The 15,530-nt window shown below is 43.3% G+C and carries 16 protein-coding genes; 3 read left to right on the top strand and 13 right to left on the bottom strand.

All coding sequences use genetic code 11. From position 1 onward, the window contains the following. The 3 genes from J9317_RS10010 to yneA form a co-directional block, all read right to left on the bottom strand. Positions 1-231 carry a DUF896 domain-containing protein gene (locus J9317_RS10010; RefSeq protein WP_211558266.1) on the bottom strand — a complete coding sequence of 77 codons (231 nt, stop codon included), beginning with the start codon at positions 229-231 and terminating at the stop codon, positions 1-3. Between the two features lie 279 nt (positions 232-510). Continuing rightward, complete coding sequence (locus J9317_RS10005) at positions 511-1,173, bottom strand: YneB family resolvase-like protein (protein WP_211558264.1); 663 nt, start codon at positions 1,171-1,173, stop codon at positions 511-513. Between the two features lie 8 nt (positions 1,174-1,181). Then, a complete protein-coding gene (gene yneA, locus J9317_RS10000; protein WP_211558262.1) occupies positions 1,182-1,502 on the bottom strand; it encodes a cell division suppressor protein YneA in 321 nt (106 codons plus the stop codon). A gap of 151 nt (positions 1,503-1,653) precedes the next feature. Between yneA and lexA the strand changes: the two genes are divergently transcribed. Both lexA and J9317_RS09990 read left to right on the top strand, forming a co-directional pair. Further along, positions 1,654-2,277 carry a transcriptional repressor LexA gene (gene lexA / locus J9317_RS09995; protein WP_211558260.1) on the top strand — a complete coding sequence of 208 codons (624 nt, stop codon included), beginning with the start codon at positions 1,654-1,656 and terminating at the stop codon, positions 2,275-2,277. Between the two features lie 100 nt (positions 2,278-2,377). Beyond that, positions 2,378-3,811, top strand: a complete 1,434-nt coding sequence (locus tag J9317_RS09990; protein WP_211558258.1) for a magnesium transporter CorA family protein — start codon at positions 2,378-2,380, stop codon at positions 3,809-3,811. Positions 3,812-3,846: 35 nt separating this feature from the next. Here J9317_RS09990 and cysI read toward each other — a convergent pair whose 3' ends face one another. The 10 genes from cysI to hflX all read right to left on the bottom strand — a co-directional run bounded on the left by cysI (position 3,847) and on the right by hflX (position 14,742). After that, positions 3,847-5,565 (bottom strand): assimilatory sulfite reductase (NADPH) hemoprotein subunit, encoded by a 1,719-nt coding sequence (cysI, locus tag J9317_RS09985; protein WP_211558256.1) that lies wholly within the window; start codon positions 5,563-5,565, stop codon positions 3,847-3,849. A gap of 209 nt (positions 5,566-5,774) precedes the next feature. Beyond that, entirely contained in the window at positions 5,775-7,598 is a 1,824-nt protein-coding gene (locus J9317_RS09980; RefSeq protein ID WP_211558254.1) for an assimilatory sulfite reductase (NADPH) flavoprotein subunit, read from the bottom strand. 389 nt (positions 7,599-7,987) lie between these two features. Next, a complete protein-coding gene (locus tag J9317_RS09975; protein WP_211558252.1) occupies positions 7,988-8,284 on the bottom strand; it encodes a putative quinol monooxygenase in 297 nt (98 codons plus the stop codon). A 48-nt stretch (positions 8,285-8,332) separates the two neighbouring features. After that, on the bottom strand, positions 8,333-8,968 hold the full coding sequence (locus J9317_RS09970; RefSeq protein WP_211558250.1) for a nitroreductase family protein: 636 nt from the start codon (positions 8,966-8,968) through the stop codon (positions 8,333-8,335). A 44-nt stretch (positions 8,969-9,012) separates the two neighbouring features. Further along, positions 9,013-9,444 (bottom strand): MarR family winged helix-turn-helix transcriptional regulator, encoded by a 432-nt coding sequence (locus J9317_RS09965; protein ID WP_211558248.1) that lies wholly within the window; start codon positions 9,442-9,444, stop codon positions 9,013-9,015. A 230-nt stretch (positions 9,445-9,674) separates the two neighbouring features. Next, complete coding sequence (locus J9317_RS21030) at positions 9,675-9,800, bottom strand: helix-turn-helix domain-containing protein (RefSeq protein WP_431190702.1); 126 nt, start codon at positions 9,798-9,800, stop codon at positions 9,675-9,677. 285 nt (positions 9,801-10,085) lie between these two features. Continuing rightward, on the bottom strand, positions 10,086-11,420 hold the full coding sequence (gene glnA, locus J9317_RS09955) for a type I glutamate--ammonia ligase (protein ID WP_211558244.1): 1,335 nt from the start codon (positions 11,418-11,420) through the stop codon (positions 10,086-10,088). 59 nt (positions 11,421-11,479) lie between these two features. Then, entirely contained in the window at positions 11,480-11,878 is a 399-nt protein-coding gene (locus J9317_RS09950) for a MerR family transcriptional regulator (RefSeq protein WP_211558242.1), read from the bottom strand. A gap of 320 nt (positions 11,879-12,198) precedes the next feature. Next, on the bottom strand, positions 12,199-13,467 hold the full coding sequence (locus tag J9317_RS09945) for a methionine gamma-lyase family protein (protein WP_211558240.1): 1,269 nt from the start codon (positions 13,465-13,467) through the stop codon (positions 12,199-12,201). Then, the gene (gene hflX, locus J9317_RS09940) at positions 13,468-14,742 is read right to left on the bottom strand and encodes a GTPase HflX (RefSeq protein ID WP_211558238.1); all 1,275 of its coding nucleotides are present in this window, start codon (positions 14,740-14,742) and stop codon (positions 13,468-13,470) included. A 141-nt stretch (positions 14,743-14,883) separates the two neighbouring features. Between hflX and J9317_RS09935 the strand changes: the two genes are divergently transcribed. Further along, on the top strand, positions 14,884-15,507 hold the full coding sequence (locus J9317_RS09935; RefSeq protein WP_211558236.1) for a trimeric intracellular cation channel family protein: 624 nt from the start codon (positions 14,884-14,886) through the stop codon (positions 15,505-15,507). Positions 15,508-15,530 lie beyond the last annotated feature (23 nt).

The raw sequence follows: 15,530 nt of genomic DNA, 5'->3' as shown, positions 1-15,530 counted from the left end.
TTAATGAAGTCCTTTATTCTTTTCGTTTTTCAATTTTTGAGGGGTTACGTCATTTCCTTCCGGATCGACCACGGTCACATTTTTCAATGTGTTCTTCATTGAACTTCTAAAGGTTTTCAGGTACTCTTCACGTAAAGCTTTTTGCTCCTGCTGTTCCTGTTCCGTTAACCCTTCAGCCTTGGACTTTTTTGACAGAACATTAATTCGATCAATTTTATCTTTAGAAAGCATATTCATTCTCCTTTTTAAGCCTGTTTTTCTCCTGTATGTTTCGTTCTCGAAGACTGTTACCTTACATTTTGCTGATATGAAATGGTATTGGGATGGCTGTTTTCCGCTACAGGATGCTCACTTTCCATCGGACTGGCACGTGAGCTTTTCCAGAGCTTAGCGCTTTAAATCTGTTCAAAGAACATGTTTTTTACGGTGGGTTTCACTCGCACGAAACTTAAACATAGTTATGGATAGTGCAATGGTACAAAAAAGAGCAAAAAAAGGCAACTAAACAGATTATAAGGTCTGTTCAGCGGCCTTTTTCTCTTCCATGTATTCCTGGTACCTTCTATGTACCGTCGCTTTTGATACTGAATAGCCGAAGCCTCTCAGCGTGGCTGCTATATCTGCGAACGTGAGTTTACTGTTCCTTAAACGAACGATTTCCTCGATTGGAACTTCAATTTTATCTTTTCTCCCGCCAGAAACAAGATCGGTTAAGTTATGCTGCGGCTGATATCCCTTTTCAACCGCACGCTTCATTCCGCGCCTAATTTTCATATTATGGATCTTCCTCTGATATTCTTCGACAATGCTGACAATTTCGAGAACCATTGTATCCGCTTCTGACAGCTGCAGTTCGCCCTGCTGTGCAATTGTGAACACTCTCGCCTGCTCTTTGTAAATACAGTGGAGAATGGCCATTCTGGCGCTTCCTCTTCCAAGTCTGGTTTCATCCTGGATCAGAATTGCTTTTACATCTTCCTTTTTTATCGTGTCGAGAAGCTCAAGAATTCCTTCCCTCTCAATTTCATAGCCGCTTGCCTTCTCCATGATGATCCGGACGGGTTCCATTCCGTTTTGAACCGCTAGCGAAGTCAGTTCTTCTTCCTGTCTATGAAGAGAAGTTTCCTGTTCTTCTTTAGCTGTACTGACTCTGCAATAAATAACCGCCTTCAAGTAAACACCTACTCTTCTGAAGCAATAATGTGGGTTTCATGCTGGTAAAGTTCATTCTTTTTTACTGGAATAAAAACGGTGTCGCCCGGTTTAATGACAATGGTAGATAAATTGTTTTCCTTATCCACCCACTCCACAAACTCAGTCTGAGACATCCCGTGCTTGTCCTTCAATGTTTCTGCCAAATCCCATAATGTATCTCCTTCGCGGATTTCTATTTTAGCATATTCATCCAGTGTTTTGCCGCTTCCCGTACCGGCTGCTGCAAATAAAATACCCCCTACTAGAACGAAAAATGATGCTATGAGTGCAAATGTGCTTTTTGACATGATAACCCCTCCAGAATGTTTGTTCGCTTTTCGATGTTTTTATTATAATACGAACAAACGTTTTGGGTCAAGCGCTTTTCGAACTTATGTTTGTATTTTTAGGTAAATGATGCTATAATCACTATAAATTACTTACTCTGAGGTGCTAAGGATGAGCAAACTATCAAAAAGGCAACAGGACATTCTTGAATTCATTAAACAGGAAGTCAAAAGCAAAGGGTATCCTCCGTCCGTCCGTGAAATTGGTCTTGCTGTCGGTCTGGCATCCAGCTCTACTGTACATGGGCATCTAGCGAGACTTGAAAACAAAGGGCTTATACGCCGAGATCCTACAAAACCAAGGGCTATCGAGATTTTGAATGAAGACCAGGGAATGGAAATTCCGAGAAACGAAGTGATTAACGTTCCGATCATCGGGAAGGTTACGGCAGGGCTGCCGATCACTGCTGTAGAAAATATTGAGGAATACTTTCCGCTCCCTGAACGGCTCGCCTCACCTGATGACCAGGTATTTATGCTTGAGATTGTCGGGAACAGTATGATTGAAGCGGGAATATTAGACGGAGACCTTGTTGTTGTGAGACAGCAGCAATCCGCTAACAACGGTGATATCGTCGTTGCTATGACAGAGGATGATGAAGCAACTGTGAAACGCTTTTTTAAAGAAAAAGATTATATTAGGCTGCAGCCGGAAAACTCTTCAATGGAACCCATTATTTTAAGGAACGTATCAATACTGGGCAAAGTGATTGGAGTATACCGTACAGTGCATTGAAGAGCTTGTTCAACTGGACAAGCTTTTTTTATACATACATAAAATGATAGAATAAGGGCTGGATAATGTGCTATACAATCAGCATCTGGAGGAACCACTTATGTCCGACAATCAAAAGGAACTTCTATTAGATGAAGCCAGCAGTCAATTTATATTTCCCTTCTCTTTAAAATATACCAAGTTGATGAAGATCCAGCAGCAGCTGGAGGATACCGGTTACCGGTTCTTCAAGCTTGATGCAAAAGAAACAGAGAATGCATATTATGGTCCCGGGCAATCCGTTTCCCACGATAATATGGACCAATACTTTTTGCCGTTTATCGAAAACCTGTTATTTGTTCATGAGCCGGCAAAAGAATCGCTTAGCCGGTTTTCAAAGTCTGTTCAATCACCTATCAGGTTATTATTTGGTGAGGATCAGCGTTCATATGGAGCTGAAATCCTTTCTGCTGATATTTTTATCTGTCCCTTTGAAATAGGGATAATCTCGATTCGGACCCGGTTTACTCAGTCTCCCTTGAAGCTTTCTGAAGTGATGGACTTTCAAAATCAGTTCCGCGTTCTGGATCCAAAGCTTGTTGAAAAGAAGAATCTTAGGGTCATTACTGAAAATTCATCCTTTGACAGCATTCAGGATTACATATTTAAAGAAATTGCACCTGGCATTGTTCCTTTTATCGAAACAGGGGCGAACAAGTCCTCTTATTTCGGAAGTCTTCCCTATTTCGTGGATGAAAGAATGTATGTTGTCAGTACGCTGGTCACGCGTGAGGATCACGTGACAAATGAACATCTCTTCCGGTCGGGGCAGGTAAATGGATATGACTCACAAGGAAATCCGTTTATTTCCGCAAGAAACCCTGAGTACATTGACAATTATGCAAAAAACCACACATACAGCAGGTGGGCACCGCAGACGAACTATGTAATCAGCGATCATGCTTTTACTTGCCTTAGCCAGCGGGGAGAGCACGTACCAATAATCAAGTCCGAGATGTTTGGGCAGCATTATTACAACCTGCTCCTTCACTTTTTTTACAAAATGGTTCTGCTTAAACTTTCATATCAATACTCGCTGCTGTACAGACGGAATAAAACGAATGAGATTGAACAGCTAATTCAAACCATTACCGAGTTTTCCGGCAAATATCATTTTAAGGAAATCAGCAGCCGCACTGAGGGGCAGGAATTGGCTTTCTTAATGAATAAAGTGTTTCATATTTCGACTTTGTATGACGAAGTGAAAAAAACACTTGACAGCTTGTTCAGAAATCAGGAAAAAATTTCAGCAAAACGAAATAATTATTTACTGTTTATTTTAACGACGTATACGGTTATTTCCGGAATCTACGGAATGAATCTTGTTATAGAGGACTGGAAAGGGAAAATCGATTGGAGGATCATGACTCAATACTCGGTTTTTGAGTATATAGCGTTTGGAGTTGCCATCAGCGGAATCCTAATGGGAATTGGATTGGGTGCAGGAGCGATTTTCAGTCTCGGCAGAAACTTTTTTAACCGAAAAAAACGATGACTCCGATCCCTCGGTCATCGTTTTTCTGTTTCTTTTTAATTGTGAAAGTTTGTTCCGTCTGTTGTTGCAGCAATAATTCCTGCTCGGACCACGAAGTCCCCGAAGTGTTCGCCTTCTTCACGTTCTTTGGCATAACGGGGCAAGAGGTCACCAAGAACATTCAAAATTTCTTCTTCACCGATGTTTTCTTTATACATTTTGCTTAACCGGCTGCCATCGAAGGCTGCTCCAAGATACATATTGTATTTGCCGGGAGCTTTGCCGATAAAGCCAATCTCACCGAGGGCATGCCGGGCACAGCCGTTCGGGCATCCAGTCATGCGGATGGTGATTTCCTCATTGCGTAAACCGTTTTCGTCAACAATTTGCTCGATTTTGCCTATTAAAACCGGCAGATAGCGCTCAGCTTCGGCCATCGCAAGGCCGCATGTAGGAAGCGCCACACACGCCATCGAACTGCGCCTGAGTGCAGAATAATGCTTGCCGTCCGTTAAGCTGTATTCGGTTATTAATTGGTCGATATGCTTTTTCATCGCTTGCGGCACATTTGCAATGATCACGTTTTGGTTTGCGGTCAGCCTGAAATCTCCAGCATGCACCTTCGCAATTTCACGAAGTCCCGTCATAAGCTTATAGTCTTCAAAGTCTGCTACACGTCCGCCTTCTACAAACAGCGTATAATGCCATTTGCCTTTAACTCCTTTTACCCACCCATAACGGTCGCCATTGTGATCAAAATGGTAAGGCTTTGCTTCTTCAAGGGTCCAGCCCAATCTGTTCTCTAATTCTTCTTTCACCGTCTCAAGGCCAAGACGGTCTACTGTGTACTTAAAACGGGCATTTTTCCGTTCTGAACGATTTCCGTAATCCCGCTGGATTGTGATAATTTTTTCAGCAAGGTCCAAAATTTGATCAGGTCGGCAGAAGCCAATCGATTTTCCAAGCTGAGGATAGGTTTCTTTATCACCATGGGACATTCCCATTCCTCCGCCTATCAGAACATTAAAGCCAAGAAGCTTCTCATCTTCCACTATTGCGATTAGCCCTAGATCCTGAGAATAAACATCAATATCATTGGATGGAGGAACTGCAATCCCGATTTTAAATTTGCGGGGCAGATATAGAGGACCGTACATTGGCTCAGTTTCTTCCGCCTCCGCCGTGCCTGCTATCTTTTCTTCATCAAGCCAAAGCTCATGATACGCTTTCGTCCGGGGAAGCAGATGCTCACTCAATCTTTTGGACCATTCGTAAACTTCTGAGTGAATCTCAGATTGCTCCGGATTCGGATTGCACATGACATTCCTGTTTACATCACCGCAAGCGGCGATGGTGTCCATTAGAGAGGCATGGATATCCTGAATCGTTTTTTTCATGTTCCATTTCAGTACACCATGCATTTGAAAGGTCATGCGTGTGGTCAGCTTCAAAGTGCCATTGCCGTTCCTTTGAGCCAGATCGTCCATGACGAGCCACTGAGAAGGAGTAGCGATTCCGCCCGGTAAACGGACACGGAGCATGAACTGGTATGCCGGCTCCAATTTTTGCTTTTGACGTTCATTGCGCAGATCCCTGTCATCCTGCAGGTAGCTGCCATGAAATTTCATTAAACGGTTATCATCATCCGATATCCCTGCACTTATTGGTTCCAGCATTGATTCTGCAAGTGTTCCGCGCAAATAATTGCTCTCTTCCTTAATGCGTTCCACATCGCTCGGAGTTCCTTCCGGTGCTTTTAAAGTTCGATTCGCCATGCTGAATGTGCTCCTTTCATCTTTAAATTCATAGCTTTGTTAAACTTGGCTGTTGATTGCAGCTAGCAGTCGTTCGCTTATCCTTGGGCGGGCGCTGAGCGTCTGCGGGGTCTCACCCTGTCCCGCTCGCTGCTCACGCAGGAGTCTCACGCCTTCCACTCCTATCAACAGTTGTTTAAAAATCAACATAGTGGTTTAACATAGCCAAATTAATAAACATCCCGCTGATATCTTTTATCCTGCTGCATTTGAGACAAATACTCTTCTGCTTTTTCACGGCTTAAACCGCCTTCTTTTTCAATGATGTCCAGTAGAGTATTGTGGACATCATGCGCCATGTTCTTTTCATCACCGCAAACATAAATGACGGCACCTTCCTGAAGCCAAGCGAACAGTTCTTTGCTTTGATCAAGCATCCGGTGCTGAACATACACTTTTTCCTCTGTATCTCTTGAAAATGCAACATCCATTTTGGTTAGAATGCCATCTTTAATCCACTTTTGCCACTCTGTCTGATAGAGGAAATCCGTTACAAAATGCTGATCTCCAAAGAACAGCCATGATTTCCCCTCTGCTCCCGTCTCTTCCCGCTCCTGCATGAAGGATCGGAAAGGGGCAATTCCTGTACCGGGACCTACCATAATAATCGGTGTTTCGGGATTGCCGGGCAGCTTGAAGTTTTGATTCGACTGTACATAGACAGGAATTCGGTCTCCCGGCTGAAGCCTTTCTGCACAAAGGATTGAGCATACACCGCTACGGGCGCGTCCATGAGACTCATAGCGCACAGCGCCAATGGTTAAATGCACCTCATCCGGATTGGCAGCCAAGCTGCTGGCAATGGAATACAGCCTCCCTGGAATCTTCCGGAGTATGGAGAGAATTTCCTGTGCAGGAACTCCCCATGGCCCGAAATCGCGAAGTATATCCAGCAAATCGCGTCCTGAAAGGTACTCTTTTAATTCCCCTTCATGGCCAGGTGAAAGGAGCTCTTTTAACTTCTGATTTTCCGAAATTTTTGCAGCCTGCTCAAGAAGCGGCTTTGTTATAACAGTTATTTCAAAAAAGGAGGTGAGTGCTTCTTTAAGTGATCGCACATCCCCCTGTTTGTTAACCGTAACGATTTCATCCGGGTCCCAGCTCATTTCACCTATGACCAGATCCACTAGGGCAGGGTCATTGCTGGGGTATATTCCAAGGCTGTCTCCTGGTTCAAAGGAAAGCCCTGAGCCCTCGAGGGATAATTCAATATGGGTCGTTTCTTTATTGGATCCGCGTCCGTTTAAGTTCACACTCTCTAGAATTTCGGCTTGAAATGGATTAGTCCTTGAATAATCAGTTCCTTCAGCCTTAGGAGCACCTGATGGGTCAGGGACTGACATAAAGCTGCCCTGCAAGCTGCTCAGGCCTTCCAGGACTCCTTCCAGCCATTCTGCAGCAGGCTCATCATAATCCAGATCGCAGTCCATTCTGGGATGCAGTCTTTTGCCTCCGAGCTCTTCAAGCTTACTGTCAAATTCTTTCCCTGTCTGACAAAAGAATTCGTAAGAACTGTCACCCAGCGATAAAACGGAAAAATGCAAATCCTCAAGCTTTGGCGCACGTTTGCTATGAAGGAATTCATGGAAGGAGAGAGCGTTATCCGGCGGATCGCCTTCGCCATGTGTACTGACTACAATCAGGAGATTTTGAATTTTTTTCAATTGATTTGGTTTAAAATCATTCATCGAAGATACAGTTACTTCAAAACCCTTCTCCTCCAGGGTCTTGCCCCCCGCTTGAGCCAGTCCCTGGGCATTCCCTGTCTGGGATCCATAAAGGATGGTCACTTTTTTCGAGATAGTCTGAACGGTTTTTTGCGATGTGCCTTGAGGTACCGCCCCCTCATATGTACTTGCTGAAGAATTAGAACCGGGTGCGGCGAGATAGCCCGAGATCCAAATTTTTTGTGATTCTGTTAATGTAGGCAGCAGCTGGTTCAGGAGATCTGCCTGTTCTTGGTTAAAAGGGCTGTTTGTTACTTGAATTTGCAATGAACCCACCTCATCATTTCATGATATTTCGATTATACCTATATATTAAGTCGGTTTTGAACAAGTATAAACCCCTGCACCTCTTACCTTGCTCAACAGTATAAACATCTTATCTAATTTTACAGAAAATTAAAGCATTAGTAAAATACTTTTAAATAATTGGAATTATTAATATTATTAATAGTTACTGTTTTCCTTTTGCTCTATTAAACTTGGCGGTTTACGCTTCATCTGGACTGGGCGGTCAGAGAGTCCGTGATTTGCAACTGCGGAGGATCAACAAGCTTGTTTAAAAAGCTACCATTCCTTTTTTAAATAGTCAAACATTTACTCACGAAAGAAAAAACCCCTCACAGCATAAGGCTGTCAGGGGTCTTCATCTGTATTGTTTAACGTTGAAGAAGGCTTCCTTCATAGCTTTTCACATCAAGAGGTGCTGATAAAAATTCTTTAGCTTTACCAACAAATCCAACAAAATGCTCGCTTTCTCCATGGCTTTTAACGGCAGTCATATCTTCCCAAACCTCCACCATGGTATAGGCGTGGTCCTGGTCCAGGTTTTTCATCAGACGGTAGGAAATACATCCGTTTTCTGCCTGTGAAGCTTTTACAAGTGTTTGAATCTCTTCAAGAAAAGCTGCCTCTTTATCCGGTCTCACTTGGAATCCTGCATGTGTAATAATCATTATTTATATCCCCTTTTCATTTAGTATTTGTTGTGATGAAGTTTCCGTTTATCTCCACTCAGTAATTTTTTCAATCGGAAGACGAACGGATTGGTATCCCTTATCTGCCGCTTTACCAATGGAAAGCAGCATAACTGGATAGTAACGTTCTTTATCGATTCCGAACACATCAGCTATTTGATCCTTTTCAAAGCCGCCGATTGGATTTGTATCGTAGCCGTGTGCACGGGCAGCAAGCATTAGCTGCATGGAAACCAGCCCTGCATCAATCAGATTCATTTCCTTTAATGATTCAAACGAGCTTGCTTCAAAGAATCCTTTAATTTGCGTCACTTGTCTGTCTCTAACTTCAGCAGGCATGTGACCTTCAGCTACTGCTTTATCATATATTTCATCAAGGTACTTATCACTTTGCATATCGGCGAAAATAGCAATCATGGCTGCAGATGTTTCAGTCTGAACCTGATTAAACTTTGCAAGCGGAGCAAGCTTCTTTTTGCCTTCTTCTGAATCAATGACAACGAAACGCCATGGCTGCATGTTAACTGATGATGGAGCGAGTGTTGCTTCTGTAAGGATTTCCGTCATTTCTTCCTTGCTGATTTTCACTGCTGGATCGTAGTTGCGAATAGAACGGCGGCCTGTGATTATCTCGTTAAAATCGTTTAATTTTGTTTGAGTCATGTAAATTCTCCTTTATGCATAATCTTGGGTGAATGAATGTATGGCTATTGAATATCTTCTACATTGTCCTGAATCCGGGTAAGCATCTTTAAAAGAAGTGATCGTTCTTCAACCGTAAATCCCTTCAGAACATTTGTTACAAAACGCTTCTTTTCTTCTTTATAAGAAGCAATTCGCTCACGGCCATCTTCTGTCAGGCTTACATACGTAAATCGATTATCCTCCTGATTCTTTCTCCGGATGACAATGCCTTTCTCCTCAAGCTGCTTCAAATGTCTGGTTACAGCAGCATTATCTATATTTACTTTCTTTTGAAGCGTGCTTTGATTAATCTCTCCTGTTTCGTAAAGTTTTAACAAAAGTTCTAAACGGGACTGGCTTACTCCTGTACAGCGCTCGAATTTTGGAATGGTCCGTTTGTTGATTTCATATAAACGGTAGACTATTTTTTCGTCTTCTAAACACGAGTTGGACAAATGCATCCCCCTCCTTTAACCGTATAATTAGTTGGCCCATCAATGTTTGACCAGTCAATTAAATATGCATACTTTCTATTTGGGAAAGAAGACAGATTAATTACTTTTAATTGATAGGTCAATTATTGAGCTATCAACTATACTAGACCTTTTATTTTATCATGTCAAATAAATAGGTTTAAAATAAAAAGGGACTCTCCAAATGCAGCTTTCAAAGTTGCTTCCTCTTCTTAAAATGAGTTTAGTTTGGACTCATTTAAATTGTGATGGAGGATCGTGTTATAGACGAACCGGACACATCCAAACGTCTGATTGATGAGCTGTTGCTGAACGTGGTTTGGATGGATTTTGAACATATACGAAATATGATCGCTAGGTTTTTTAACCTTCACTACCATCCCCTGAACATACGTTTGGTTTACTCATTTTATTATATTACAGTAAAAGGGAATTTTTCAAGCCTGAACCCATTTGAAACCGCGATTCATCCCCCACTTTGCCAGCTTAAGCGGGGGTCTTCTCGCTGTGATGATAAATGGTTAATCGTGAACTAATAAAAGAACATACAACTGCTATGGAGGGCTGGGGGCTGTTAAAGCTCAAATAAAAACCCCTTGACACGTTATCAAGGGGTTTTCTGATTAATACATGCTCATATACTGTTCGCGTTCCCAAGGATGAACTTGTGTGCGGAACATATCCCATTCGATTTCTTTCGCTTCGATGAAATGTTCGAACAAGTGGCTTCCTAAAGCTTTCACAATTGTTTCATCAGTTTTAAGGTTTTCAAGCGCTCCAGCCAGTGTGGAAGGAAGATCCACAATGCCGTTTTCAAGGCGCTCTTCTTTGTTCATTACATAGATGTTGCGGTCAATCGGCTTAGGCGGAGTCAGGCTGTTTTTAATTCCGTCAAGACCTGCTGCCAATAGAACAGCCATAGCCAGGTATGGGTTCGCTGCCGGATCTACGCTGCGCACTTCTACACGGGTAGAGATTCCGCGGGATGCCGGGATACGGATCAGCGGGCTGCGGTTGCGTGCAGACCATGCAACATAGCAAGGAGCTTCATAGCCAGGCACAAGACGCTTGTAGGAATTCACAGTCGGATTTGTAACAGCTGTGAAGTTAGGCGCGTGCTTGATGATTCCTGCGATAAATTGACGGGCAGTATCGCTCATTTGCAAATCTCCGTTTTCTTCGAAGAATGCATTTTTACCCTCTTTAAATAGTGAAAGGTTGCAGTGCATCCCAGAACCGTTCACACCAAATAATGGCTTAGGCATGAACGTTGCATGCAAACCGTGTTTGCGTGCAATTGTTTTTACAACCAATTTGAACGTTTGGATATCATCGCAAGCTTTTACAGCACTTGCATATTTAAAATCGATTTCATGCTGCCCAGGTGCCACTTCGTGGTGGGAAGCTTCGATTTCGAATCCCATTTCTTCAAGCTCGAGCACGATATCGCGGCGGCAGTTCTCTCCAAGGTCAGTCGGAGCAAGGTCGAAATATCCGCCTTTATCGTTTAGCTCAAGAGTCGGTTCGCCTTTTTCATCCAATTTGAAGAGGAAAAATTCAGGTTCAGGCCCAAGGTTGAAATCTGTAAAGCCCAGCTCTTCCATTTCACCCAAAATCCGCTTAAGGTTTGCACGCGGATCTCCGTCAAATGGAGTGCCATCCGGATTGTAAATATCACAGATAAAACGGGCTACTTTTCCTTTTTCAGAAGTCCACGGGAAAATGACGAACGTATCCAGATCCGGGTATAGGTACATATCGGATTCTTCGATGCGCACAAAACCCTCAATTGAGGATCCATCAAACATCATTTTGTTATCAAGCGCTTTTTCAAGCTGGCTTGACGGGATTTCTACGTTTTTAATTGTGCCCAGGATATCCGTGAATTGAAGACGGATATATTTTACGTTATTTTCGTCCACTAACTTTACGATGTCTTCCTTGGTATACTTTGACATAATCATTTCCTCCCAATTCAAATACAAATTTATAGTAACAATAGATGGTGCTCACTGAATTAATGAAAGAACCTGGACATGTCTCCTTGACGCAAAGTCGGTCTGTTGAAGTTGCCTCCCTGGGCCATTTCAGCTTTGAGGAGCTTCCTCAGCTCTTCGTCAGTCAAATCAGGCTTTTCTGCTTTAGCAGGTTCTGCCTGCGGGACTGCAGGAATATCTTTCCTTGAAAATATCTGTTTTATGCCCGCCAAGTTTACGCGCTGCTCAATGAGGCTCTTAATCTCTAAAAGCTGATCTACATCATTGAACGAGAACATACGGCGATTGCCTTCTGTCCGGGCAGGGAAAATCAATTCATGCTCCTCATAGTAACGGATTTGTCTTGCAGACAATTCCGTCAGCTGCATGACAATCCCTATAGGAAACAAAGGCATTGAGCGTCTAATGTTATCACCCATTCCTTTTCCTCCTTATTAAATCTTAAAGTAATTATATTCAATGTTATATTATGTGTCAAGTTAATGTAAGGAAATATGACATTAGAATTCTTTTAACCTACACATATTCCAATTTACGGTTTTTTACTAGGTCCATCGAAGAGCAAATCCTGCTAAGCGCGCGGCTTTCCTGACGGAGCACGGAACTGATCCGCGTACTGCCGGGACCTGCAGATCCAGCGCCTGAACAATGGGAAAGGGTGATCATACAAGCGGTAAAAAGAATATCGGCAGGAATTTTGATTTAATAAGCGCAAAAAAAGAGCGGGTTGTCCGCTCCTTTATAAGGTAATCAACTCTTTTTCCAGTAGAAAATCTAAAGCGGAGCAAATCGCGATCTTTACATGGGAATAGGTCAGCCCGCCTTGCACATAGGCAGTATAAGGAGCCCTGAGAGGTCCGTCTGCTGACAATTCAATGCTTGCTCCTTGGATAAAGGTTCCGGCAGCCATAATGACATCATCCTCATAGCCAGGCATATAGCTTGGATAAGGTGTAACATGAGAATTGATGGGAGATGCAAACTGGATAGCCTGACAGAAAGCGATCATTCGGGCGGGATCATCAAATTGAACAGACTGGATTAAGTCTGTCCGAACCGCATCCCATGATGGCGACGTTTTTAAACCCGCTTTTTCCAGAACTGCCGCTGTAAAAACGGCGCCCTTCAGTGCTTGACCTGCCACGTGAGGAGCAAGGAAAAAGCCCTGGAACATTTCCTGGAGACTATACAGGGAAGCTCCGGCTTCTGCTCCGATGCCAGGAGAAGTCATTCTGTACGAACATGCTTCAACAAGCTGTTTTTTTCCTGTTATGTAGCCGCCTGTTTTGGCAAGGCCTCCCCCGGGATTTTTAATTAGGGAACCCGCCATCAAATCAGCCCCGGCGTGGCAAGGCTCAAGCTCTTCAATAAATTCCCCGTAGCAGTTGTCTACAAAAACAATAAGCTCCGGATTAATGGATTTAACAAATTCAATCATTTCTCTGATTTCTGAAATGGTAAAGGAAGGACGGCTGGCATAGCCCTTAGATCTTTGAATGCCGATCATTTTTGTCTTGCCTGTGATTGCGTTTTTCAGTGCATCAAAATCAGGAGTGCCATCATTTTTTAATTCCACGTGCTGATAACCGATCCCAAATTCTTTTAAAGACCCAATTCCCCTGCCCCTGATCCCAACAATTTCTTCAAGAGTGTCATAAGGACGTCCGGTCATATAAATTAATTCATTTCCGGGGCGGAGCACTCCAAACAAAGCGATGGAAATAGCGTGCGTCCCCGAAATAATTTGAGGACGGACAAGCGCTGCCTCTCCTCCAAATACATCCGCATATATTTTTTCCAGGGTGTCCCGTCCGATATCATCGTACCCGTATCCGGTGGAAGGATTAAAATGAGAATCACTTACTTTATGCGTCTGATAGCTTTGCAGCACCCGGTATTGATTCACTTCAATTCGTTCATCGATGCGCTTATGCAATTCTGCGATTTGCGCTTCTGTTTCTCTGATAATCGGATAAAGCTTTTCCCCGTGTTTTAATTGATTCAGCATTTACCATTCATCCTCATCTGCTAATTCTTTTGATGGAAGCTTAGAGTCTCCAGACTGAGCATACCCGCTGATTTCATAAGCTTCTTTTTCTTCGTTAAATGAAAAGGACTGCACAATCGTATCGCGTTTAAGCTGAGAGATCAGTCTTCCCTCATTAGGCGGCAGCTCCATTGAATACGGAACCATTTCATTTTTAATCTGTTCCTCAATTTTTATTTTCAAGTCATCAAGATCCTGTTTATTTAACGCACTTACCAAGATATAAGGATCGGCTGTATTCGGCGTAAATTCCGGCAGTATTTTATCCTTTTTATTGTAAATCGTCAGTCTTGGAATCGAACTCGCTTCCAGTTCCTCAAGCAGCCTGAAAACCGTTTTCTCATGGTTGATGCTGTCCTCACTGGACGTATCAACTACATGTAAAATTAAATCAGCTTCCTTCGCCTCTTCCAGGGTGGATCTGAAGGCAGCAACAAGAGTAGTTGGCAAATCCTGAATGAAGCCAACCGTGTCTGTTAAAAGGGCTTGATATCCGCTAGGGAGGCCCATTTTACGGGTCATCGGATCCAATGTAGCGAAAAGCAGGTTCTCTTCAAAGCTATCGGACTCAGTCAGCCGGTTAAACAACGTGGATTTCCCGGCATTTGTATAGCCGACAAGAGCAATTTGAAACGCCTGATTCCGTTTGCGGCGCTCCCGGTAACGGGCTCTGTGGCTGATGACTGTTTTCAGCTGCTGTTTAATTTCAACCATTCTTTTATTAATGTGGCGCCGATCTGTTTCGAGCTGCGTTTCACCTGGTCCTCTAGCCCCGATTCCGCCGCCCTGCCTTGATAGATGAATCCCTTGCCCGGAGAGCCGCGGAAGCAGGTAATCAAGCTGTGCAAGCTCAACTTGCAGCTTGCCTTCCCTTGTCTGGGCGCGCTGTGCAAAAATATCCAAAATCAGCTGGGTGCGGTCGATGACCTTTATTTCGAGCTCTTTTTGCAGGTTGCGGATCTGACTTGGCGAAAGCTCTCCATTAAAGATTACGACATCCGGTTCAAGTTCTTCTGCAAGGGCTTTTAATTCCTCAAGCTTCCCTTTCCCAATGCAGGTTGCCGGGTGCAATCGGTCCCGTTTCTGGGCGATGTCCGCTATTACAGTACCCTGTGCTGTTTTTATCAGGGATTTAAGTTCTTCAAGTGAATAATAAAATTGTTCATCCGATACAAATGGAAGCTGGCATCCGACAACAACCGCCTGTTCAGGCTGTGTTTTTGAGAAATCACTCAATCTGCATTCCTGCCTTTACCTGTTTCTAATGATAAAATCTATCATACCATTTTTTGATGCATTTTGAAAAAAATCATTGATTTTAAAGGAAACTCCGCTTAAAATCTATACGGTTGCACTATGGTTTAAGGAGAAATTTATATGACGTGGGAAGTATTGAGCATTATCGGCACGGTTGCCTTTGCAGTAAGCGGTGCAATTGTTGCTATGGAAGAAGAGTATGACATTTTAGGTGTTTACATATTAGGTATTGTCACAGCTTTTGGCGGAGGAGCCATCCGGAACCTTTTAATCGGGGTCCCGGTATCCGCTCTTTGGGAGCAGGGCCTTTATTTTCAAATCGCTCTCTTTTCCATCACACTTGTTTTTGTTTTCCCTCAATTTTTAATGAAGCATTGGAACAGATGGGGTAATTTTACAGATGCAATTGGATTATCGGCATTCGCTATCCAGGGTGCTCTTTACGCTGCAAAGATGGAGCATCCGCTAAGCGCGGTCGTGGTTGCCGCTGTTCTAACAGGAAGCGGCGGCGGTATTGTCAGGGATATGTTAGCGAGGAGAAAGCCTCTCGTTCTTAGGGCAGAAATTTATGCAGCCTGGGCGATCATCGGCGGTTTTGCAATCGGACTCGGTTGGGCTCGGTCGTCTTTTGAATTGTATACATTGTTTGTCTTTATAACTCTATTCAGAATTTTTTCCTATACGTTCCATTGGAAACTCCCATCCCGCAGCATTTATAATGAGAAATCTCATTTTGAACAATAAAAAAAGCGCACTGGCTGCGCTTT

This window comes from Metabacillus flavus, assembly GCF_018283675.1.
Lineage (GTDB): Bacteria > Bacillota > Bacilli > Bacillales > Bacillaceae > Metabacillus_B > Metabacillus_B flavus.
Note: the sequence above shows the minus strand (reverse complement) of the source record. Positions and strands in the feature narration are given on the sequence as shown.

Excerpts from the sequence above, each read along its gene's own strand:
- J9317_RS09990 (WP_211558258.1), top strand. The coding sequence starts at position 2,378 with ATGTCCGACAATCAAAAGGAACTTCTATTAGATGAAGCCAGCAGTCAA.
- J9317_RS09945 (WP_211558240.1), bottom strand. The coding sequence starts at position 13,467 with ATGCTGAATCAATTAAAACACGGGGAAAAGCTTTATCCGATTATCAGA.
- cysI (WP_211558256.1), bottom strand. The coding sequence starts at position 5,565 with ATGGCGAATCGAACTTTAAAAGCACCGGAAGGAACTCCGAGCGATGTG.
- J9317_RS09950 (WP_211558242.1), bottom strand. The coding sequence starts at position 11,878 with ATGGGTGATAACATTAGACGCTCAATGCCTTTGTTTCCTATAGGGATT.
- J9317_RS21030 (WP_431190702.1), bottom strand. The coding sequence starts at position 9,800 with ATGTTCAAAATCCATCCAAACCACGTTCAGCAACAGCTCATCAATCAG.
- J9317_RS09970 (WP_211558250.1), bottom strand. The coding sequence starts at position 8,968 with ATGACTCAAACAAAATTAAACGATTTTAACGAGATAATCACAGGCCGC.
- J9317_RS09935 (WP_211558236.1), top strand. The coding sequence starts at position 14,884 with ATGACGTGGGAAGTATTGAGCATTATCGGCACGGTTGCCTTTGCAGTA.
- lexA (WP_211558260.1), top strand. The coding sequence starts at position 1,654 with ATGAGCAAACTATCAAAAAGGCAACAGGACATTCTTGAATTCATTAAA.
- glnA (WP_211558244.1), bottom strand. The coding sequence starts at position 11,420 with ATGTCAAAGTATACCAAGGAAGACATCGTAAAGTTAGTGGACGAAAAT.
- J9317_RS10010 (WP_211558266.1), bottom strand. The coding sequence starts at position 231 with ATGCTTTCTAAAGATAAAATTGATCGAATTAATGTTCTGTCAAAAAAG.
- J9317_RS09975 (WP_211558252.1), bottom strand. The coding sequence starts at position 8,284 with ATGATTATTACACATGCAGGATTCCAAGTGAGACCGGATAAAGAGGCA.
- yneA (WP_211558262.1), bottom strand. The coding sequence starts at position 1,502 with ATGTCAAAAAGCACATTTGCACTCATAGCATCATTTTTCGTTCTAGTA.